Annotated in this window: 21 protein-coding genes and 1 pseudogene; 13 read left to right on the top strand and 9 right to left on the bottom strand. The window is 55.9% G+C overall.

What is annotated here, in order from left to right:
- The first annotated feature begins 11 nt into the window (after positions 1-11).
- Positions 12-524: a nucleoside deaminase gene (locus AC2FD8_RS14980; protein WP_496857212.1), complete on the top strand. Its 513-nt coding sequence runs from the start codon at positions 12-14 to the stop codon at positions 522-524.
- A gap of 5 nt (positions 525-529) precedes the next feature.
- On the opposite strand, the gene AC2FD8_RS14975 is transcribed toward AC2FD8_RS14980, so the two are convergent.
- From AC2FD8_RS14975 to AC2FD8_RS14950, 6 genes are read right to left on the bottom strand one after another with little or no spacing between them, the layout of a single operon-like run.
- Complete coding sequence (locus AC2FD8_RS14975) at positions 530-1,861, bottom strand: amidase (protein WP_496857213.1); 1,332 nt, start codon at positions 1,859-1,861, stop codon at positions 530-532.
- Positions 1,854-2,621, bottom strand: coding sequence for an SDR family NAD(P)-dependent oxidoreductase (locus AC2FD8_RS14970; protein WP_496857214.1), 768 nt, complete (start codon positions 2,619-2,621; stop codon positions 1,854-1,856). Before AC2FD8_RS14970 ends, AC2FD8_RS14975 begins: the two co-directional genes overlap by 8 nt.
- Complete coding sequence (locus AC2FD8_RS14965; RefSeq protein WP_496857216.1) at positions 2,618-3,367, bottom strand: SDR family NAD(P)-dependent oxidoreductase; 750 nt, start codon at positions 3,365-3,367, stop codon at positions 2,618-2,620. Before AC2FD8_RS14965 ends, AC2FD8_RS14970 begins: the two co-directional genes overlap by 4 nt.
- An 11-nt stretch (positions 3,368-3,378) precedes the next feature.
- A complete protein-coding gene (locus AC2FD8_RS14960) occupies positions 3,379-4,296 on the bottom strand; it encodes a polysaccharide deacetylase family protein (protein WP_496857218.1) in 918 nt (305 codons plus the stop codon).
- Positions 4,293-4,784 carry a VOC family protein gene (locus tag AC2FD8_RS14955; RefSeq protein ID WP_496857220.1) on the bottom strand — a complete coding sequence of 164 codons (492 nt, stop codon included), beginning with the start codon at positions 4,782-4,784 and terminating at the stop codon, positions 4,293-4,295. The genes AC2FD8_RS14960 and AC2FD8_RS14955 overlap by 4 nt, the downstream gene beginning before the upstream one ends.
- A gap of 5 nt (positions 4,785-4,789) precedes the next feature.
- Positions 4,790-5,851, bottom strand: a complete 1,062-nt coding sequence (locus AC2FD8_RS14950) for a cyclase family protein (RefSeq protein WP_496857222.1) — start codon at positions 5,849-5,851, stop codon at positions 4,790-4,792.
- A 497-nt stretch (positions 5,852-6,348) separates the two neighbouring features.
- On the opposite strand from AC2FD8_RS14950, the gene AC2FD8_RS14945 reads away from it, so the two are divergent.
- From AC2FD8_RS14945 to AC2FD8_RS14895, 11 genes are all read left to right on the top strand, one after another.
- Positions 6,349-7,188: an FAD binding domain-containing protein gene (locus tag AC2FD8_RS14945; RefSeq protein ID WP_496857224.1), complete on the top strand. Its 840-nt coding sequence runs from the start codon at positions 6,349-6,351 to the stop codon at positions 7,186-7,188.
- Between the two features lie 11 nt (positions 7,189-7,199).
- The gene (locus AC2FD8_RS14940) at positions 7,200-7,685 is read left to right on the top strand and encodes a (2Fe-2S)-binding protein (protein WP_496857226.1); all 486 of its coding nucleotides are present in this window, start codon (positions 7,200-7,202) and stop codon (positions 7,683-7,685) included.
- Positions 7,682-9,955, top strand: coding sequence for a xanthine dehydrogenase subunit D (gene pucD, locus AC2FD8_RS14935; RefSeq protein ID WP_496857228.1), 2,274 nt, complete (start codon positions 7,682-7,684; stop codon positions 9,953-9,955). Before AC2FD8_RS14940 ends, pucD begins: the two co-directional genes overlap by 4 nt.
- 219 nt (positions 9,956-10,174) lie before the next feature.
- Positions 10,175-11,215, top strand: a complete 1,041-nt coding sequence (locus AC2FD8_RS14930) for a BMP family lipoprotein (protein WP_496857230.1) — start codon at positions 10,175-10,177, stop codon at positions 11,213-11,215.
- A 72-nt stretch (positions 11,216-11,287) separates the two neighbouring features.
- Positions 11,288-12,838 carry an ABC transporter ATP-binding protein gene (locus AC2FD8_RS14925; RefSeq protein WP_496857232.1) on the top strand — a complete coding sequence of 517 codons (1,551 nt, stop codon included), beginning with the start codon at positions 11,288-11,290 and terminating at the stop codon, positions 12,836-12,838.
- 28 nt (positions 12,839-12,866) lie between these two features.
- Positions 12,867-13,901, top strand: coding sequence for an ABC transporter permease (locus tag AC2FD8_RS14920; RefSeq protein WP_496874313.1), 1,035 nt, complete (start codon positions 12,867-12,869; stop codon positions 13,899-13,901).
- Positions 13,894-14,835 carry an ABC transporter permease gene (locus AC2FD8_RS14915; RefSeq protein ID WP_496857236.1) on the top strand — a complete coding sequence of 314 codons (942 nt, stop codon included), beginning with the start codon at positions 13,894-13,896 and terminating at the stop codon, positions 14,833-14,835. The genes AC2FD8_RS14920 and AC2FD8_RS14915 overlap by 8 nt, the downstream gene beginning before the upstream one ends.
- 11 nt (positions 14,836-14,846) lie before the next feature.
- Complete coding sequence (locus AC2FD8_RS14910) at positions 14,847-15,929, top strand: Rieske 2Fe-2S domain-containing protein (RefSeq protein WP_496857420.1); 1,083 nt, start codon at positions 14,847-14,849, stop codon at positions 15,927-15,929.
- 55 nt (positions 15,930-15,984) lie between these two features.
- The gene (locus AC2FD8_RS14905) at positions 15,985-17,109 is read left to right on the top strand and encodes a M20 family metallopeptidase (RefSeq protein ID WP_496857237.1); all 1,125 of its coding nucleotides are present in this window, start codon (positions 15,985-15,987) and stop codon (positions 17,107-17,109) included.
- Positions 17,110-17,196: 87 nt separating this feature from the next.
- Positions 17,197-17,646: an HIT domain-containing protein gene (locus AC2FD8_RS14900; RefSeq protein ID WP_496857239.1), complete on the top strand. Its 450-nt coding sequence runs from the start codon at positions 17,197-17,199 to the stop codon at positions 17,644-17,646.
- A complete protein-coding gene (locus AC2FD8_RS14895; protein ID WP_496857241.1) occupies positions 17,646-18,143 on the top strand; it encodes a GFA family protein in 498 nt (165 codons plus the stop codon). Before AC2FD8_RS14900 ends, AC2FD8_RS14895 begins: the two co-directional genes overlap by 1 nt.
- Before the next feature lie 159 nt (positions 18,144-18,302).
- On the opposite strand, the gene AC2FD8_RS14890 is transcribed toward AC2FD8_RS14895, so the two are convergent.
- From AC2FD8_RS14890 to AC2FD8_RS14880, 3 genes and pseudogenes are all read right to left on the bottom strand, one after another.
- Positions 18,303-19,352, bottom strand: a complete 1,050-nt coding sequence (locus tag AC2FD8_RS14890; RefSeq protein ID WP_496857243.1) for a LysR family transcriptional regulator — start codon at positions 19,350-19,352, stop codon at positions 18,303-18,305.
- A 241-nt stretch (positions 19,353-19,593) separates the two neighbouring features.
- A pseudogene (locus AC2FD8_RS14885) lies at positions 19,594-19,821 on the bottom strand (IS6 family transposase); the annotation flags it as partial.
- Positions 19,822-19,908: 87 nt separating this feature from the next.
- Positions 19,909-20,625, bottom strand: coding sequence for a GntR family transcriptional regulator (locus AC2FD8_RS14880; protein ID WP_496857245.1), 717 nt, complete (start codon positions 20,623-20,625; stop codon positions 19,909-19,911).
- Between the two features lie 221 nt (positions 20,626-20,846).
- Between AC2FD8_RS14880 and AC2FD8_RS14875 the strand changes: the two genes are divergently transcribed.
- Complete coding sequence (locus AC2FD8_RS14875; protein ID WP_496857246.1) at positions 20,847-22,034, top strand: ABC transporter substrate-binding protein; 1,188 nt, start codon at positions 20,847-20,849, stop codon at positions 22,032-22,034.
- The last annotated feature ends 61 nt before the right edge of the window (positions 22,035-22,095 follow it).

The raw sequence follows: 22,095 nt of genomic DNA, 5'->3' as shown, positions 1-22,095 counted from the left end.
AAGGGTAACCCATGCAATCCGCGAAAAATCCTCTGAACCAAATAGACCACGAACCGATGATGTTGCGCGCAATAGAACTGGCGGCAAGCGCACGCGCCAAGGGCAACAAACCATTTGGGGCGCTCTTAGCAGATATGGATGGTAACATTTTGCTGGAGGCCGAAAACACCGAATTCACCGAGAATGATTTTTCCTGTCATGCGGAAACCAATTTGCTCAGCATGGCCAGTCGCAAATACAGCGTCGAAGAACTGAGCGACAAGATTATGTATGCAAGCTGCGAGCCTTGTGCGATGTGTGCGGGCGCTGCGTTTTTTGTCGGGATCAGCAATGTGGTCTTTGGCCTGTCTGCCGATGGGCTGGCCGAATTGTGGGAGAACGAAAATTCCAATCCGCGTGTTCTGGACATGTCCTGCCGTCAGGTTTTTGACACCGCGTTGAATCACCCGATCAATGTCGTGGGGCCGATCATGGAAGACGCCGCCGCGGCCCCTCATGTCGGCTACAAAATTCCGTGGAAATAACGGCGTCAGGGTCGCTTGGTGTGCCAATCCGTTCTGGATTGATACAAGTGGCCCAACGCCAGAACCTCACTATCACGACCAAATTTGCCGACAATCTGATGACCAATCGGCAAACCATCGGATGAAAATCCGCTGGGCAGGCTCAGCGCCGGATGGCCGGTCAGATTGAAGCCGCAGGTGTAGGGGATCAGACTGCCCAGTTCCTCAGCCGGATCGAAACTTGCCAGCTCCATTGCGACGCGGGGTGTTGTTGGTGTCAGCAGGAATTCTGCGCCGCAATCGGTCAGCGCCGCGTCAACCGCCTTTCGCAGATTACCGCGCAGGTTCACAGCGGCTGCAAGTGCGTTCTGATCGGGTATCAGGTTCGCTTCGAGCATATCGGCGATGGCCGGGAAGTATTGCGCGCGGTATTTGGCCAGACAGTCCCGGTGAGCCGCCGCCAGTTCGGTCGCGAAAAAAGTCACAACTGCGCCGATGGCCTCACAAATCAAAGGGATTTCCACGGCAACCACACGGGCACCGGCGCTACGATATTCGGCGCATACGGCGTTAAAAGCAGCAGCAATATCTGGCTCCAGCGCGTAGACTTCATTCAGGCCGGCAACGGTTTCAGGCCCCAGAACCGCCAATGTGACGCCATCGACATCCGGCAGCATCAACGGTTTCAGCTCTGGAAACGCTGCCCAAAGTGTGCGCGGATCATCTGCGTCAGGTCCCGAAATCACGTCAAATACGGCGCTCAGGTCTTGCACGTCGCGCGCGACGATACCGACATTGTCAATCGAAGGTGCGGTGGCTTTGCGGAACACACCCGCTGTGCTGATCCGTCCGGCTGATGGTTTGAAACCCGTTGTCCCGGTCATTGCTGCCGGAATGCGCACTGAACCGGCGGCGTCGGTTCCCAACGCAAATCGTGCGGATCCGACGGCAACTGAAACTCCGGCACCTGCGCTGGAGCCGCCGGGGTAGCGAGCGAAATCCCATGGGTTGCGCGTGGGCGGCTCATCCGCGCCGCAAGTCAGTTCATGGGATATTTGTGTGCCCACCAGTACGGCACCTGCCTCGCGTAGACGGCGCAGAACGGCGGCATCTTCATCCGGTACTCTGCCGGCAAAGACGGGCGATCCGCCTGAGGTCGCTACACCCGCTACGTCGAAAACTTCCTTAATCCCGAATGGCCAACCATGAATGGGGGACCTGGGGGCTTCTTTGCCCAACCGGTTTGCGTCGGCGCGCGCGTCTTGGACCAACAGTTGCTTGTAGGCGTGGACATTGACCTCTGACCGGTCAATGGCTGCAAAGACCTGCATGATCTGGTCGCTGGCGCTGTCAGGCACGGGTTCCTCCGCGCATTGTGGCCGAGGCACCGCCATCCACCCGCAGCATGACACCGGCGCAACGTTCGGCCTTGTCAGACAGCAACAGCATCACCGCATCGGCGATATCCGCATTATTGTTGTGCCGACCTGAAGGAGCAGGACCCCAACGGCTGTCGTTCTCGCGGTGGTGTTCATACCCTTTGATGGTGGATTGCACGCCCGGATGGGTCGCGCCGGGGCAAATAGCGTTTACGCGCACGCCATGCATAACGGCTTCGGCGGCCAGGGCTTCGGACATGCTCAGAAGTCCCGCTTTCGAAATCGAGTAGGCCGGAAGGTGATGGATACCCACCAGCGCACTGTCCGAGACGACGTGAAAAATATTACCGTGGCCGCGTTCTTTCATGCCTTCATAATATGCGCGGGAATACCGGAAGACAGATGTCAGATTAACCTCCATCACCTCACGCAGGGCTGCATCTGGTGTTCGGGCCAGAGGTTCTTCAAAAACAATTGCGGCGCAAGAGACAAAAAGATCGGGTGCTCCGCCAAACTGGTCCAGAGTGCGGGCAATGGCGAAGTCTTGGGCTTTGCGGTCCTTGGCGTCGGCCTGAATGAACCGCGCACCGGTTGCCTCGGCCACTTCGGCGCCTCGCGTGGTATCGCGGCCGGTGAATATCACTTGCCATCCGTCGTCGGCCAATGCTGTTACAACTGCCCGGCCCGAGCCTGAGGTGCCGCCAGTCACGAATGCGGTTTTTTGGGTGGTATCACTCATCCCTGATGCACCTTGTTCGCCCTGAGCGCTGCGCGCAACCCGCCATCGACCGTCAACGCCGCACCCGTCAAGGACGGGCCTCCATCCAGCAGGAATTCCACACAATTTGCGATGTCATCGGCTTCGGTCAATTGGCCCGAAGGTGGTACAAACGGATCGCCAAGCTCGCGCATTTGAGGGGTGACTGCGATATTTTGCATACCATCTGCCAAATCGCCGGGGCAGATCGTGTTTGCGGTGACACCGCGCGGGCCGCCTTCGACCGCAAGCATGTTGGTCATCCAGTGCACACCGCGCTTGGCAACCGAATATGCGCCCAGCTCAAACTCGGGCCGCAGGGCCGTTCCCGAGGCGATAGTGACGATTGCACCACCATCGTCTTTGGACAATTCCCACATTGCCGCCCGTGCAATACGGATTGGCGAGATCAGGTTGTTTTCCAGAACCGCATCCCAGGCTTCGTCCGTGGTTTCCGAGATCCGAGCCACATGCAGCAAACCGCCTGCCAGAACAAGCCCGTCGAGACCATTCAGGATTGACACCGATTGCCCGACAATGTGTTCCGCCGCGCCGGGTGTCAGGTAGTCGCAACCATAGAAAACTGCACCGGTTTCCTTCGCAATTGCGTCACCGGTTTCTGAATTTCGCCCGTTGAAAACCACGACGTCGCCTCGACCGGTCAGGCGCTTGACAACCGCCTGACCGATACGAGAAGTGCCACCGATAACAAGAATCCGCTTTGACATGGGAGAGAGCGTCAGGCGGGCTTTGCCATGGATGGCAAAACCCGGATCGACCCATCGCCGGCCAGTTCCGGGTTTTTCTTGCGCCAGTCTTCGCGCGGGTTCTCGGCCCGCCAGAGATCGACATATTCGGACTGCTTCATGAAGGTGACGTTTTCCATTTCGCTCGCCTTCTGCAACAGGCGTTCCAGCACGCGGATACGCGCGCCACGCGCGATGGATTGCGGATGGACAGTCAAATTGAATACGCCGCCCGGACAGTTTTCCGCTGCATAATCCAGTTCGCCATACCACATCTCTTCTGCATGCGCCGGCGATTTAAGGCCCGGAATCTCGCCCCAGGCGAATTCAAACATGGGCACGTCATCCATGATCCACGCAACCGGAATGCCTACAATGTCGGTCAGTTCACCAAACTGGAATGGCTGGTCCTTCGTCCATGTGTCGCCCTTTCGGACATAAACCGGCAAGTGGTCGGTTGCCATGCGGCTGCCGTCAAATTCGAACCCGAACTCGTCGATCAGATCGACCGTGTCAGTGCTCATGTTCCAGGCAGGCGACACATGCCCGCGTGGGCGTACGCCAACAACATGATCCAGCGCCTCAAGCCCACGCTCGATGATCAGACGCTGTTCGTGCTTTGTGAAATCCCGGACATCCTCGTGCATCCAGCCATGCCATGCGAATTCGTGGCCGCGATCCCGGATTTCCTTGATCAGATTGGGATACGCCAGCGCAGTATGGCCCGGCACCAGAAATGTTGATTTGATGTTGAAACGGTCGAGGATGTCCAGAACGCGGCGGCAGCCCGTCACATCCATTTCGCCGCGTGACAGCATCGAAGGGTTGTTGGTGTGAAACGACGAGATCCAGAGCGACATCGCGTCCAGACCGATGGTCATGCAATAGGTGAGTTGCGGTAGCTTGCTCATGATTGCGTCCTGCTGAATTTCGAACGATCAAATCCTTTGGGTTCATGCACTTCGCACAGGTGGGTCACGTTGCCTTCGGGGTCATAGAAAGAACGGAACCGATACCACATGCCGGGGAAGTCCCTTTCGGGTGCTTTTTCCAGAAACGCGCCCGCGCCATAGTGCATCATCTTGTCAGCCCATTGCACATTGTGCTTGTCCAACTCGGCGATGGCTTCGTCGATGTTCTCGACATGGATCGCGAAGCTGTGCACGCCCGCCGGATCGTTCACATAGTTGCCGGTGCGCTGGTGCGGGTCGCGTGGTGCGTCCGGGACACTCAGCAGTACCAGATCCGTGTCACCGCACATGAACATGGCCCAACCTTTTTCGGGCTCGTACCCATGCGGATGCAACGGCAAGCCCAGCACATTTTTGTAGAAATCCACCATCGCCGGAAAGTCTTTCACGACGATGTCCATATTATCGAGCCGCAACGGTTTCAGCATTTGGTTCAGTCCCTCAGTGGAATGGCAACGGAAGGCATAGGTGCGCCGGTGGCCCCAAAGATTTTCATCGGGAAGCCCATGAACGCGAATTCGTACATTTTCTCGGCTGCGATTTCTTCCATGTTGACCACTTCGATGATCTGGGCACCTGCTGTGGCGAACATGTAGCAATGCACTGGCGCGTACTGGCCGTGGTAAGGCTGCGGTTCGAGGCCGATATTGTCTCCGGCCAGACACATGGATCCGCATTCCTCTAGCAGGTATTTCGCTGCTGGAACGCCGATCCCGGGTGAGCCTGCCAGGTAGTCGATATTTGGCCACATCCGCATTCTGCCGGTTCGGATCAGAACCACATCACCTTTGCGGAACCGAACGCCTTGTTTCAAAGCCGTGTCGCGAATATCTTTAGGCGTTATCTCATAGTGGTCCGGAAGAATATCCACGCCCATCGCACCGGCGACATCCAGCAGCACGCCCCGCGCGATGATCGGCGGATAGCGGTCAGATCCGCCCTTGGTCCAGACCATCGACCCCAGATGTTCATCCTGGGTCCAGCCGTTCCACTGCTTGCCCCAATAGCCCATGTGATTGAGCGTATCGATATGCGTGCCGCAATGGGTATACATCGAGATCGCGTCGCCGGAGTAGCTGTATTCCTTGTGAATCTCGCCACTGTACCCGGAACGGCCATGGGCGATTTCCCCCTTAGGCGTATGGGTCATCCAAATCGAAAACGGTGGATCTCCGGCCTCGGTCCAGGACGGCATCGAAGATTCGTAGACCACATTCAGGTCAAACACTTTGCGGCCATCCATACGGGCGATGATATTGGCGACGGATTCCGGTGTGATCCAGTTCAGCCGCCCGATCTCGTCCGCGGGTCCCCAGGGGCTTTTCGAAACCTTGTGCCCGCCTTTATCCAACAGGGGTTCCGGCTGAAGCTCATGTTTGATTTTTTCCAGTTCTTCTTTCGATAAACCGCACATTTTGAATGTGCCGTCTTCGTCAAAGTGATCGTGATCGTGATGACCAGGTTGACCGTCAGTAGGCTGATGGTTGTTACACATGTGCGCTTCTCCCGGCTGAAAACATGTTTTGCCGCAAGACTGAGAGCTTAAGAAGTATATGTCAAAGACGCGAATACTATGTATCTCAAAAGGAATTACTTATGGCAGAATCCGTGCAACGAGATTGGTTGACGCTGGGACGCCGGAGAGTTTGGGCGGTTGTTTTCGAAAAGGTCTAACGTTGCCTCTGGAGTGGTGTTTCGTGAATAAATCACTCCCATACCTATAACAGTTAACTTATGCATAGTAAGTAATTCTGGTATTTGACAAATACCAATTCGCTCTGAGTATTCTCGGGCGTACGTGTAGAAATTCGGCAAAAGTACTGGATAGGTTCTAGGGTGGAGAGCACAGTCGCAAATACTACGAAAGCCCTGGCATCACCCATCGCCGCTCGACGTTCTTTCTCTTGGTTTGCCGGAGTTTGCCTGAACCTCGCTGATCGAACACCTTACCGGGCCTTCGGGCCGATTTGATATTCGGAGACGTTAACAGACATGACGGTTTTCCTACCCGATACGCTTGATGACGCGTTGTCTGTACTACAGAAACATCCTTCAGCAGATGTTTTGGCCGGTGGCACGGATTTGATGACCGAACTGAACTATCGTCATCGAAAGATGACGTCAGTGCTTAGTTTGCGCAATCTGGGCGAACTGCGTGAATGGTCGTGTGACGATCAAACCCTGACAATAGGGGCCAACGTCAAATATTCCGAGATTATGACATCGGGTATTGCAGAATTGGCCCCGGCTCTGGCGCAGGCTGCGCGCACCGTCGGGTCACCCCAGATCCGCAATACCGGCACGCTTGGGGGCAACCTTGCGACAGCCTCGCCTGCGGGCGATACGTTGCCGGTGCTATACGCTTTGGAGGCGAGCGTAACGGTAAAAAGCGTGTCGGGCGAACGGACCCTACCGGTGTCTGACTTTATCACGGGCGTCAAACGCAACGCGCTGCAGCTGGGTGAAATGATCGTGTCCGTCACGCTTCCGGTTGCGAAAGGGCGGCAGGAATTCCTCAAGATCGGCAAGCGCAATGCCATGGTTATTGCCGTTTGTAATCTGGCACTGATCGTGGACGAAGACGCCCGCAAAATGGCCTGCGCCCTTGGCGCCGTCGGTCCAAAGATCATCCGGTGCACCGAAGCTGAAACCTACATCAATGATCAGATCGACTGGTCGAGCGGTACGCTGGTTGATCGCAGCGCCGTTGCAAGATTTGCCGAGCTTTGCAGTGCGGCAGCCCGACCGATCGATGATCATCGTTCGACGGCGGATTACCGCAAACACGCTATTCAGGTGCTGGCAAAACGTGCGCTGGATCGGGTGATCTGAGGATGGGAACAATGGAAATCAAAGACACATATGTACTGAACGTCAACGGCGTCAGTCATGAGGTGCAGACCGATTGGCTGGGCGAAAGCCTTCTTTACGTGTTACGAGAGAAACTTGATCTGTGGGGCACCAAAAACGCCTGTGAGCAGGGTGAATGCGGGTCTTGTTCGGTCATGATTGATGGCAAGCTAACCTGTTCTTGCCTGGAGTTGGCAGCGGCGGCTACAGGGACCCGAATTGAAACGGTCGAGGGCGTTGCAGATGGCGATGCCTTGTCGGACGTACAGCAGGCAATGGTGGATGCTGGCGCGGTGCAATGCGGGTTTTGTACGCCCGGGTTGGTTGTTGCGATCACGGATCTGCTGGACCGGAACGCCGCACCCAGTCGATTGGAAATCCACGAAGCCCTGTCAGGTAATTTGTGCCGCTGCACCGGGTATGGACGGATCGAGGATGCAGTTGTGAAAGTGGCTGAAAACCGGGCGGTGCAGGCATGAACAGCAAGCTGGGACACAGTGAGCTTGGCGTCGGCGCATCGCTGATCCGCCCCGATGCCGTCGACAAGGTTACGGGTGATTTCGAATATTCCTCGGACCTTAATCATCCCGATATGCTGTGGGGGGCTACGTTACGGTCGCCGCATCCTTCGGCGAGGATCGTCAGCATTGACACAAGTGCCGCCCGGCAATTGGACGGTGTGGTTGCCGTACTGACATCGGACGATCTGCCGGGGCAGCAGAACTATGGCCTCATGGCACCGGATCAGCCGCTACTGTGCAGCGATGTTGTGCGATTCCAAGGGGATCCGGTCGCAGTCATTGCAGGCGTGGATACCGAAACCTGCCGCAGGGCGCTGGATCTGATCCGTGTCGAATACGACGTTCTTGAACCGCTCACTGACCCGGAGTTGGCCGAAAACGCACCTCCGATCCATCCTGACGGAAATGTCGTCCGTCGGGTGCCGATCCTGTACGGGAACCCTGACATAAGCGGCGACGTAGTGGTCGAAGGTGTTTATGAAATGGGCTCGCAGGACCAGGCATTCCTTGGTCCCGAGAGCGGTTTGGCAGTGCCTGCCGAAGACGGTGGAATTGACTTGTATGTGGCCACTCAGGGCCTGCATCAGGATCATATCCAGCTGCCGCCTTGCCTGAACCTGCCACCGGAAAAGGTGCGTGTGCATCTGGCGGGTGTCGGCGGCGCATTCGGCGGACGCGAAGACTGGTCCGTCCATGGCCATGCCTGCATATTGGCCCTGCATACGGGCCGGCCCGTCAAGATGAGCTATCTGCGCGACGAAAGCTTTGTCGGGCACTTGCATCGGCACCCGGCCAAGATGTGGTACCGCCACCACGCCGATCGCAACGGCAAGTTGGTCAAGGTCGAAGCGCGCCTCCTGTTGGACGGCGGGCCTTATGCGTCCAGCTCATTCTCGGTAGCAGGCAATGCCGCCCGCTTTGCCTGTGGTCCATATGTGGTTCCCAATGCCAAGCTTGAGTCGATTGTCGTCCGTACCAACAATCATCCGAACGGTGCGATGCGGGGGTTTGGCGCAGTGCAGGCCTGTTTTGCGCATGAAAGCCAGATGGACAAACTGGCCCGGGCACTGAACATGGACCCGGTTGAAATTCGCCGGATCAATGTGTTGAGCAAGGGTGACAAATTGCCGACCGGTCAGGTGGTTGATGTCCCTGCTCCGGTTCGTGAATGCCTGGACGCTGCCGCTGCGTTTCCGCTTCCACCAGAAGGTTCGGACAATCTTGACAGCTATGGCTTGCCCGGTGGGGCAGGGCGCACGGCGGAACGGTCCCGCATTCGCCGGGGGATTGGGTTTGCAGTTGGGTACAAGAATATCGCCTATGCGGAAGGGTACGACGACGACACCCGTGCTCGCGTTGAACTAGAGGGTGACCGGCTGACTGTCATCTGCGCGGCGGCTGAACTTGGGCAGGGGTTTGTAACCATCGTGCGTCAGATCGCGTTTGAGGTTCTGGGCCTGCACAACGTGGTCTTGAAGCCCGCCAATACAGGTGACATCGGCTCGGCAGGCTCGTCGGCAGCCAGCCGACAGACCTATATGTCGGGCCAGGTTATCCGCATGGTTTGCGAAGATCTGGGCGAAAAGCTTAAAGAAATCTGTGCTGAGCAGCATGGCGTTGCCCCGGACACCCTGTCGATCCGCAGTGGCCGAGTGATCTCGGATGATGGAGCAATCGACATTGCGGTGACCGACATCAGCAAGGACTTCATTGAGCTGGAACGGCAATACAGCCACCGGCAAACCACAAGTGTAGACCCGGAAACCGGGCAGGGCGATCCTGATGTTTCGTGGTTGTTTGCAGCCCACAGGGCTGTGGTCGATGTAGATCTGGATTTGGGGCTGGTGCGCGTGGTGCAACTGACTTGCGGACAGGATGTCGGCAAGGCGATCAACCCGCTCTCGGTGATCGGTCAGATCGAAGGTGGCTCGTCGCAGGGTCTTGGCCTTGCGGTGATGGAGGAGGTTCTGCTGAAGGATGGTAAGGTCCAGAACGGATCATTCACCGATTATCTGATCCCGACCTTTGCAGACATGCCCCCCGTTGAAATCAAGATGATCGAGGAGCCCGAAGATGGGGCCCCCTACGGCGCAAAAGGGGTGGGTGAAACACCAAGCCTGTGCTCGACACCGGCTGTTGCCGCCGCAATCCGAGCGGCCACAGGTCTTGACCTGCCACGCGTGCCGATCAAGGCGCAGGACATCGCGCTGGCGATGCAAAATGATTGATTTGAAAGAACGAAGGAGTTCGGAAGACGCAAATGACAGCTTCAGGAGGCACCGCATGTGCTGGTTCGGCCTGTCTCTTACGTGGGCTGGCAAAGCGGCTGACCGAATTCCCTGAAGTGGAGGAATGAGAACACTATAAGATCGGCGCCGCGTTTTGGGGTGGGTGAATACATCGCAGGTGGTGCCAAAAAACACCTGACATCAGAGGAGGAAGTTCCAATGAGAATAATGGACCCAGGACGGATTGTGCGGGCCGGTATTGCCGGCGTGCTGACAGCGGCAACAGCTTTCATGGGAGGCGCTACCGGGGCGCAGGCGGCGGACGACGTCAACATTGCCCTGATGTATTCGGTTGGCCCGGAAGGAAGCTGGGACAAGACGGTTCAGGAATCTCTGGATCGGATCGCCGAGGCAAAGCCGGGCGGGCTGAACGTCACCTATGACGCCAAAGACGCCGTCTATGGCGACAAGGCGGAGAGCGTGATCAATCTGCTGGCCAAATCCGGCAAGTATGACATCATTCTCAGTGCCTCGGCCCATAGCGATCAGATCAAGAACCTTCAGGGCAAATATCCAGATATCATGTTCGTATCTCTGGGGTCGGGCAACTACAACACTGGCGAAAACCACTACCTTGCTCTGGGACGTGTGCATGAGGCCGCGTATTTGCTGGGCGTCCTGGCGGCTGGCATGTCGGAGACCGGCGTTGTTGGTGCTGTTGCCAGCTTTCCAGCCGAGGATGTGAATGACCAACTGAATGCTTACAGGGCCGGGGCGCAGTCGGTTAATCCGGATGCCAAGCTGAAGCTGACCTTTATCGAAAGCTGGTACGACCCACCGAAAGCGACCGAAGCCACCTATGCTTTGAACGCAGCAGGGGCCGACATTGTGTATCTGATGGCCGGTGAGGTCTATGAGGCTTGCCGGGACAAGGGAATTCTTTGCCTTGGAAAATACAGAGACACCTCAAGCATGGCGCCTGATGTGGTGCTGAGCGGGACGAACCTCAACTGGGACCCCGTGCTGACTTGGATGCTGGAGGAGTGGAGCGCGGCGAAATCCGATGGCGGCTCGTTCAACGGCAATACCGAGGCCGTGTGGTTCGGGCTGGCCGAAGGTGGTGGCGATATATCTCCCTATCACGATCTGGATGACAAAGTGCCAGCCGAACTGAAGGCGAAAGTCGATCAGACAAGGGCTGGCATCATTTCAGGTGAGATCGAGGTCCCTCTTATCCTGGAAGCGCCGGTTTCGGATTGACCGGAAGTTTCGATCTGTGAGCTCCGGGCCAAACGCCCGGAGCCGCACGCTTACGTCATCGGGAATACCAAGATGAATGCAAATCCCAGCCCACCGCATTTGCGCGTGGAAGGTTTGACCAAAACGTTTGGGTCTGTCGTCGCAAACAGCGATGTGTCCTTTCAGGTCGAGCGCGGCGAGATCCTGTGCCTTCTGGGCGAAAACGGCGCTGGGAAGTCCACATTGTCTTCCTGTCTCTACGGCTTCTATCAGGCGGACAAGGGGCGGATTTTCTATGACGGTGAAGAGATAGAGTTTCACTCGCCACGCGATGCGATTGCACGTGGGGTTGGTATGGTCCACCAGCATTTCGTGCTGGTCGACCCGATGACCGTGATCGAGAACATCGTTCTTGGCACACATGACGCAGGTTGGGCCCTGGGTCTTGAAGAAGCCGAGATTCGCATTCGGGATCTCTGCGAACGTTACGACATTGGAATCGATCTGCATGCAAAGATCTGGCAGCTTTCGGTGGGCGAGCAGCAATGGGTCGAGATCGTAAAAGCGCTGTATCTTGGGGCCGAGCTGTTGATCCTGGACGAACCCACCGCGGTTCTGACGCCGCAGGAATCCGACAAGCTGTTCAAGATTATCCGCAAGATGACCGACGATGGACTGTCGATCATCATGATCTCGCACAAGTTGAATGAGGTCATGCAATCGGATCACGTCGCGGTTTTGCGCAAGGGCAAACTGGTCGATACGGTAAGAACCGCCGAGGTGACCAAGGAAGACCTGACCTCGATGATGGTCGGTCGTCCGGTCATGTTGCAAAGCAACCGGGAAGATCTTGAACCGGGCGAGACAATTCTGGAAGTCGCTGGTCTGCGCGTGCGCAACGACAAGGAGCAGCATGCCGTCAAAGGCATGAGCTTCAAGGTTCGGGCGCATGAGATACTGGGTATCGCAGGTGTTTCGGGCAACGGTCAGAACGAATTGTTCGAAGCCCTGATGGGCGTGCGCAACACCGACTCCGGTCAGATCTGGCTGCACGGAGCAGAAGTCACCCATCAAAAGCCGGGGCAAATGATCGAACACGGTATCGGCTACATTCCCGATGACCGATTCCGCGCAGGGTTGGTTGGGACATTCAGTGTGGCCGAAAACGCAATCCTTGGCCTGCAGGCGAACCCTCAGTTTTCGGACGGCCCTTTCCTGAATTTCCGGCGTATTCAGGAATTTGCCCAAGCAGCTATCGAAAAGTTCTCGATCGTTACCCCGGGCGCGAACACAGTGACCGAAAACCTGTCGGGCGGCAATGCGCAGAAAATCATTCTTGCGCGCGAATTCTGGTCGGCCTCATGCTGTATATTGGCCAATCAACCCACCCGAGGGCTGGACGTGGGCGTGATTGAATATGTCCACAAGATGCTTCTGGAAAAGCGGCGCGAGGGTTTTGCCATCGTCCTCGCCTCGGAGGAGCTTGAGGACATCCTGGCGTTGTCCGACCGAATTGCCGTGGTTTTCAAGGGCGAAATCATGGGGATATTCAGGTCCGACGAAGTTGATATCCAAAAAATCGGTTTGCTGATGGCAGGTCAGCGCGACGCGGGACAGCAGGCGGAAGGGCGAGCCAATGCCTAAATCGTTCAGACTTGAAAAGCGCCCGGAAGTGGGGGTTTTGGGAATAGCCCTGCAGGCGGTAGTAGCTGTCGGTTTGGCTTTCGCCGCCTCTGCCATATTGCTTGAGGTACTGGGTTTTGATGCAATCGAAGCCTTTTCGGCACTAAAGATCGGCGCGATCGGAGACTGGGAAAGCTTCGAAGGCACGTTGATACAAGCGACGCCGCTTGTTTTTACGGGTCTTGCCACCGGCATCGCGTTCCGCGCCAAGATCTGGAACATCGGTCAGGAAGGACAGGTCTTCGCCGGTTCGATGATGGCCTATCTGATTGCCAGCACTCTGGATCTTCCACCGGTTCTTCTGGTTCCGCTGGTTATCTTGGCCGGGGCTTTGGGCGGCGCGCTTATGGGAGGGCTGGCCGGTCTGCTCAAGACCAGGTTCAACGTCGATGAGATCGTTTCGACGGTCATGCTGAATTACATCATCGTCTATTTGTTGTCCTACCTGCTGACGAGCCGGTTATGGATGGCTCCGGGTGAATATTACCTTCAGACCGCGCAGGTGCCCGAGGCATCGCGGTTTCCGAACCTGCCAGTGGGGGACAACCTGCACCTTGGGGTTGGTTTGGCTCTAATAGCGATCATTGTGGTTCATTTTACCTTGTCGCGGACCACGTTCGGCTATGCATTGCGCGCCTTTGGAGAAAACAAGACGGCCGCCAAATACAAGGGTACTGACCCCAAACGTATGACCCTGATTGTGCTGATGCTTTCAGGGGCTCTGGCCGGGTTGGGTGGTGCCGGGCAGACGTTTGGAGTAGATTTGCGCATTACTCAGAACTTTCTGGTCGGGCTGGGTTCGGCCGGGATCATCATCGCAGTGATCGCAGGGTTGCGGCCCATCATGATCGGGTTCGTGGCGCTTCTATTTGGTGGCCTGGCAAATGGCGGGCTGTTCATGCAGGTCATCGCAGATGTGTCTTCGGCGATCATTTCGGCCATGCAGGCCATCATCCTGATCATATTCCTCGGGTCTTCGGTGTTGTTTCGGTACCGTCTAAAAAGGGTGACCGCAGATGAGTGACCTTCTTCAACAGACCATCCTGGTGTCCATGTTCGCGGCGATGCTGCGCATCTCGGCACCGCTTTTGCTGGCCTCAATCGGTGAGCTTGTGGTGCAGCGGGCCGGGATCTGGTTCCTTGGGGTCGAAGGCAGCATGCTGATGTCCGCCTTTGCGGCCTATTCTGCCACTTTGGCAGGTGGCTCGATCTATATCGGTCTGTTGGCGGCCGTGCTGACGGGAATGGCGGTGCATCTGTCGATGGCCTTTGCGGCTGTAACGCTCAAGATCAATCAGTTCGTGACCGGATTGGGAATCAACCTGCTGGCATCTGGCCTGACCCTGTTTTTGTATCGGGAAAGCCTCAAGAGCTATGGTGATGGGTTTACGCCAACCATCGATACGTTCGAAACAGTGGCAATTCCCGGCTTGTCGCAGATTCCGGTGCTGGGGGAAATTCTGTTCGACCAGCATCTGTTCACCTATTTTGCCTTCTTCATGGTGCCGGTCGCCTGGTATTTTCTGTATCGCACCCGGTACGGGCTTGAACTCCGCTCGCTGGGGGAAAATCCCAAAGCTCTGGATACCAAGGGGCTGAGTGTAAGCCGCAGGCAATATGCTGCGCTGGCATTTGGCGGCTTCATGGCCGGGCTCGCAGGGGCGGTCCTTGTGCTCGCGCTGACCGACAGGTTCGTTCCGGGCATGACGGGTGGGCGTGGTTGGCTGGCGATCGTGATCATCATCGCTGGCAACTGGAAGCCCGTACCCATCATGATTGCGGTCTTGGTCTTTGCGTTCCTTGAGGCTTTCCAGCTTCAGGCGCAAGGCATTGGCCTTCAAATCCCGTACCAGTTGCTTTTGGCACTGCCATATATCGTCGCGATTATCGCCATGATGGGCATCAGAGTACGCTCTGAACAACCCGCGCATCTGGGTATCCCTTACGTGCGCGAATAAGCGAGGTGATCATGTTTCTTTCAACTGAACACAAACATAGCTCGGAAGTTCCCACCAATTGTTCCCTGCCGGAAAGCGACTGGCATATCCTTGCGGGGTTCTGGCACCCGGTGGCTTTTTCGAAAGACGTTGACGAAAAGCCGGAAAAGGCACGGCTTCTGGACGTCGATCTTGTGCTCTACCGCACGGTTGATGGGATAGCTTGTGCCCGTGATCTGTGTGTGCACCGGGGTGCCAAGCTGAGTCTCGGTTGGCTTGATGACGAGCGGAAGAACATTGTTTGTCCGTTTCACGGGCTGCACTATGACCAACAGGGAAAGTGCACCAAGATTCCATCCGTCGAAGATCAGTCGCGCCGCATTCCGCCCAGATTGTGCCTGATGAGTTTCAACGTGGTTGAAAAATATGGGCTGATCTGGGTGTGCCTGAAGCAGGACCCTATCCACCCGCTTCCTGAGTGGCCGCAAATGGACGTGGATGAGCCCGGTTGGCAGACGTTTGAAATGCCGCGCGCTTTCTGGAACGCCTCAGCCAGTCGGCATACGGAAAACTTCAACGATGTCGCTCATCTGTCGTGGGTTCACGTGAAGACGTTCGGCAATCGCGACAAGCCTGCAATCCCGGATTATCATTTGGAAAAAACGGACGCGGGGCTGCATCTGCGTTTACCGTACACCGAAGTTGAACGCATGTTCTTTGACAATGCCGGTGAGACGCGGGAACGCGAGGTGCAATACCTGCACTGGCTGACTTATCCTTTCGCCACCGATCTGATGCTGGAATACAGGCCGCCAGAGGGCGGTGATACCCAATACAGTCATATTTACGATGTTGCGTCTCCGGTCAGCGCCACGGAATCGGCGATTTTCCAGATCATTCAGACCAATATCCCCGGGGCAACCGCGGAAGAATATATTGAATATCAAACCGTGGTGAATGAGGAGGATGAACCGCTTGTGGCAAGCCAGAGTCCGGAAGAAATCCCTCTGAATGTGATGGCGGAAATCCACATTCCAGCCGACAAGTTTTCACTGCAATACAGACGAGATCTGGTTCAACGCTTTGGGCTGGGCGCCCCGACGATGGTTGCGTGAGGTAGATGCGTCTGCATGTCCCCCAGAATTCAAAAATCGCTCAAAGGAATAGCTGATGCCCTTCGACAGTGTTGATCTTACACAGAAACTGATCCGGTTCAGATCGCTCAACCCGCCCGGGGCAGAGGCCGAACTGGTGGCGTTTCTGGGGGCATTCCTGAAGGATGCCGGGCTTGACGTTGAATATTATGAGTTCGCGCCGAACAGACCATCGATCGTGGCCAAAACGCCCACATCCGACGGAACCTATCCGCTGGTCTTCGGTGGGCATATCGACGTGGTGCCATTAGGGGACGCGGATTGGAGCGTTGACCCATTCGCAGCGGATATTGTCGACGGCAAGCTGTTCGGTCGCGGGTCGAGTGATATGAAATCGGGTATCGCCGCTGCGGTAGCTGCAACACTGAACCAGCTGGAAAAGGCATCCGATTTCAAACGCGGGGTGATCTTGGTCATTGCCGCGGGCGAGGAAACCGGCTGCGAGGGGTCACTTCATGTCGGGCGCGAAGCCGGGCTTAGCGGCGCAGAGTTGCTGATCGTACCCGAACCCAGCTCGAACTTGCCGGTCATCGCCCATAAGGGTTCACTGCGGCTGGTCGTGACCGCAAAGGGCAAAACATGCCACTCATCCATGCCCTGGGTGGGGGATAACGCGGTCGATAAGGTTGCGCAGTGGATTACGAAACTGGACGGGCGCCGCTTCGAGGCCGAGGCGCATCCCTTGCTGGGCTGGACCACGGCTTCGGTGACTACGATTTCCGGTGGGCTCAACATCAATTCTGTCCCGGATGAGGCGCATTTCACCGTGGACATGCGCATCGTCCCCGGCACGCGGCACAGCGATATCATCGCGTCACTTCAAGAGCTATGGGGCCCCGAAGCGGAAATAGCCGTAGTTACTGAATTGGAAGGGTTTTATACCGACCCCGATGACCTGGCAATCCAACCCGTATTGGACGAGGTGGAACAGCGTCTGGGCCACAGGCCGGTTCCAGCTGCGCAGCCCTATTTTACAGATGCCTCTGCGTTGGTTCCGGCGCTCAACAATGTACCAACCGTTGTGATTGGGCCTGGCGAAGCGGAACAATGCCACCGGACGGACGAGTTCTGTTACGTGGATCACATCAAGCAATCGACAGAAATGTACGAAAACCTCATCAAGAAACTGTGCCTGTCGTGACAATGCCAACCGCAACCCGGCGCTGAACAAGAAGCGCCGTCGCGCGCCAACCTGCACCCGGTGTTCTTTTTGGAAGGATACAGAACAGTGCCGAACTACGCTTACGACCCAAACAATATCCTTGCGCGTATCGTGCGTGGGGACTTGCCTGCGGACGTGCTGTGTCAAACGGAACATAGCCTTGTGATCGCCGATATCCGGCCTCAGGCGCCGCAGCATCATCTGGTCTTGCCGAAGGGACCTTATATCTGTTTCGATCATTTCATGGCCATGGCGTCTCGGGACGAAATCGTTGATTTCTTCGACATCGCAAACACGACAATCCGCAAGCTTAGCTTATCGCCTGATACCGGTGGTGGCGGGTACCGACTGATTGCCAACACCGGTGAGGACGGGTTTCAGGAGATTGCCCATTTCCACATGCATATTCTTGGCGGCCGCTGGCTTGGGCCATTGTTGCCCGCCGAAACCAGCCGCGAGGATGCACGTAAGAAATTCGGACTGAAACTTGAAAATCAGGACATGCTGGAGGGGTGATGGACAAGGTTGCGGAAGGGGGCTGCCTTTGCGGCGCAGTACGATACGCGGTGCATAGTGATCCAGTGCGCATTACGGCCTGTCACTGCAAGTTTTGTCAGCGTGCTACGGGTGCCGCATATCACGTGGCGCCGGTGTTCGAGGAAGCGGATTTTCATCTGACAAGTGGATATCCCAAGGTTTATACTCATGTCTCGGATGGCAGCGGCAAGCGGATCCATATACGGTTTTGCGCTGATTGCGGCACCAAGCTTTTCCTGACGCTGGAGCGATTTACGGGGACCGTAGGCGTTTACGGTGGCACATTTGACGATCCGAACGATTTCGCAAAGCGCTTCCCCATCACGAAACAGATTTTCCTGTCATCCGCGCGGCACGGCACGATCGTACCCGGTGGTGTCGAGAGTTTCTGGGGTCATGCGGTTGCAACCGACGATTCCGCAATCACGCCCGAGGTGTTCCCTGAACCCGTTACCTTGAAGGCTACAGACGATTGATTGGGGCATGAAAAGCGGGCGTTCTGTGACGTATCTGCCAGTCGAATGGAAAACTGTCGCAGATCGCCACACATAGTATGACTCTTCGCGAGACGCGTCACAGAACCTCCACTATTTGCGTCATGCGCTGCGGGACGCAGCATGATCAAGGCTGTGTTTCTATTCGCTGGGAAGCGTCCTGCAGTTATCGGGCAGCGGTCTCGTATCCTGCAGCTTGAACAAGTCCAGAAAAGCCTCGGTTGGCGCTGAAAACTCTGAGCGGGAAAACGCGGCCAGTTCCCAGACTAGTGGCTGCGCCAATGGTCGGGCAAATTTCCGCATGTCTTTTGGTACGTTGAGTTCCGGAACAAGGGCTACACCCAATCCGGCCATAGCCATCTTCGCGGCGACGGCTACCTGTGATGTCCGCACCGACTCCTTTGGTCGAAAGCCTTCGGTCGAGCAAGCAGCTGCGACGTAATCCGATAGCCCGTTTGATTGACCATAAAGAACCCAATTCCGGTCTTTCAGCTTCCTTAGATCAATTGGGCCTTCACGACGGAACAACGGGTCATCTGGGGCCAGCAGCACAAGGAACTGATCCCATCCCAATGAACGCATTTCGCCCTGCCACTTTGCTGGCCGAACCCCGACGGCCATATCGCCCAGCCCATTCGCGAAAGAGTCAATCAATGCGGATTGCAGCGGAAATTCCCGAATTCGAATGGAAACCTTGGGATACTTCTTTTGCCACCTGCGGATAGGTTCGAACATGATCGTGTCCACCAATGTAGGCAGTGCCGCAATCTCCAGTATGCCGCTTTCAAGGCCAATGGCGCCGTGTGCCTTGCGGATCAGACGTTCCGATATGGCCAGCGTAGCCTCGGTCTCGGACAGCAGTGCCCGTCCTGTCGGGGTGAGTGTCACGCCCCTTGGAAGGCGTTCAATCAGTTTGGAGCCAAAGAAACTTTCCAACGCCTTGAGCTGCTGTGAAAGCGCTGGCTGAGAGACATTGAGTTTACGCGCTGCCGCAGTAACCGAGCCTTCCTCAACGACGGTCACCCAAGCCTTTAGATGCCGAAGGTTCAACGCTTCGACGTGTATTTTGCCCGACATAAGCAACTCCTTTTGCCGCCATTGATAATCGAGCATGAAGCATATGTCTAATGAGCCAAATTGATCACGCAGATCTTTAAGGGATGTGTTGCTACCCAGGCTGAAGGCGAGCAAGCTTCGTGTGAAATCCCTATATTTGCAATTATGTGAAATTCTTCAGACCGAATACCTTCCATCTACAGTCAAGAAGAGTCGCGTGATGAATTCCGGACAGTTTTCTCAAAGTCGCAGGCGCGCGACAGGCGAAAGCTCCACCACCTTTAAACCGCTGTTGGACGCAACACTGACCTGCCCGTTGTTCCACGCATAAACAACCGCCATTGTTTTGCCTGTGGGCACGTCCTGCGCTTCAATTATCGGTTCTCCAGGAGCGATCACATGACCCTTTCCTGCGGCGCGCTACATCAGCAATTGAGCCTAAGTATCGAGTCACCCAACGGTTCAGTGTCGTATGATCAACCGATACACCGCGTTCTGCCATGATTTCTTCCAGACCACGGTACGACACGCCATATCGAACATAGAAGAATACTGCGAATAGGATCACATCTTTCGGATACTGTGCACCTTTGAAGGAAATCATGAGCTGGCTTTCGACTTGATACGAACGACAGTCATTCACTCGTTAATGCACAAAGCGTCAATGGTCGAAAGTTTGCAATGAAACCAATTACATACGCCCGGTGAGTATCTTTGCCAGATCAGGTTCAACCTTTTGGGTTTGCTTAAGATCCAGACTGCTTCTTACGTGCAGCAGGTGGTGTTGAATATTGTCTTCTGCGGATTGCGGGTCACCACCCACAATTGCATCAATGATCGAAGCGTGTTCATCGTCAGGGCACGAAGAGTCCTTGTTGGTTCCAAACAGCGCCACGATCAGAGAGGATCGGGTCACCAACTCCTTAACGACTCGTGTGAGAACCGCATTGTTGTGGCCTTTGGCGAGCTCGACATGAAACTCACCAGAGAGTCTGATGATTTCAGTTCTATCATTCCTTGCCCGAGCCTCATCTTCCTGTTTGATATGAGCCCTCAACGCATTGATTCCTGCGCTGCTGATCTGCTGTGTCAGTTCGCGTACGATGCCGGTTTCGATCATCAGGCGGGCGTCAAAAACCTCTCTGGCTTCGTTTGGGCTCGGGCACGCAATAAAAGCCCCTCGGTTGGAACGAAGTTCTACGATACCCTGACTGCTCAAAAGCAATAAGGCTCGGCGGACGCGCATTCGACCAACGCCAAAAGTCTCGCATAGGGTTTGTTCGCTCAGCTTGGTTCTGGGCGCCAGCTTTTGTTCCATGACTGCTGAGTAGATACGATCAACGATCAGTTGCTCATTCGGATCGGAATGGACGGTCTCGAGGTTTTGTTGGGCGTCTGTCATCTTCATCCAATTTGCTGAAATACGCGTCGATCGTACTTAGCCGTACAACTTCTAACTGACAATATATTGAGCATTTGTTTACAATATCAACAGTCACGTTACCGTAATATGTTGACAAGGATTGTTAACAATGCAGTATCCAAGGTGCAATCCGGGATTCGACCCGGCGCATTTTTTACATCGCCAAGCGCACAGAAGAGGCGCCGAGACCTCATAGGGAGGAAAGAATGAAACGTAGAAACCTGATGAAATCCTCAGTCGCATTGGCATTGGCCGCATCCGTTCTTGGATCGGCAGCCTGGGCCGAAAATCCGGTATTAAAGATTGGCTTTGTTGGCGTGACCTCTGGCCCAGCGGCGGCTTGGGGTATCTCTAACCAGCGCTCGATGGAGGCACGGGCCGACTGGATCAACGAATCCGGCGGCTACAAGATCGGCGACACCACCTATGACATCGAAATCGTCTCATTCGACGATCAAAAAGACCCCAAGCGGGCCATCGCGGGCATGGAGAAGATGGCGCAGGAAGGCATCCACTACGTCGTTGGCCCCAACGTGGATGATGGGGCCGCTGCGGTACGTCCGGTCGCCGAAGCACAGGGGATAATGTATTTCCCATATGCCTTCCCGAAAGAGCTTTATTCGGCTCCTGCATCCAACGCCGTTTTGGGCATGGTCGCGAACTATCAATCAGGCCCGGCGATCTACAAATACCTCCGGGACGAAAAGGGCGTGAAAACAGTTGCCTTCGTTGCCGCGAATGAATCCGATCCGCTGAGCCAGCGCGATGGAGGTGTTGAAGCTGCGAATGCGCTTGGGCTTGAGGTTGTTTCGGACAACGTGACCTATCAGGTGGACACCACCGACTTTACGCCTGTGCTGACGCCGGTGATGCGTACGCAGCCTGATTTGCTGGTTTTGTCGGGTGTCTCCCCGGCCAATGCGCCGCAGTTGATCCGCTCGGCCCGTGAGCTGGGGTTCCAGGGTCTTATCTCGACCGAGACTGCACAGGACGCGACGGTTCTGCGCGAGGGTGCAGGCGATCTGGCCAATGGCTTCATTTCCGTTGGCGGTGCATCCACACCCGAGATCGCGTCGGATGACATGAAGGAATTCGTCAAGCGCTATACCGATATGTTCGGCGAATATAACGACGAGTCGAACACCAAGGTCTATGCGCTGGAATACATATTGGCGACTCTGAATGCTGATCCAGCGGGCATCGATGACGTTAGCGCGTTCCAGACAACCATGGACACGTTCGAGGCACCCAATCCCTTTATGAAGGGCGACGCCAAGATGCGCTATGTCGGCACGACATCCTTCGGACAAAAACGTCAGATTGCGGTCCCGCTGGTGGTGAATGTCTACCAGGATGGCGCGTTTGAAACACTCTTTGTCGCCGAAGTCGACTGAGGCAATACTCCCAATAAAGGCAATCGCCTACCGAGCCTCTCAACCTCCCGGGCTGATAGTC

This window comes from Ruegeria sp. YTSC192, assembly GCF_059609705.1.
The sequence above is the reverse complement of the archived record's forward strand: the minus strand, read 5'-3'. Positions and strand labels throughout refer to the sequence as shown.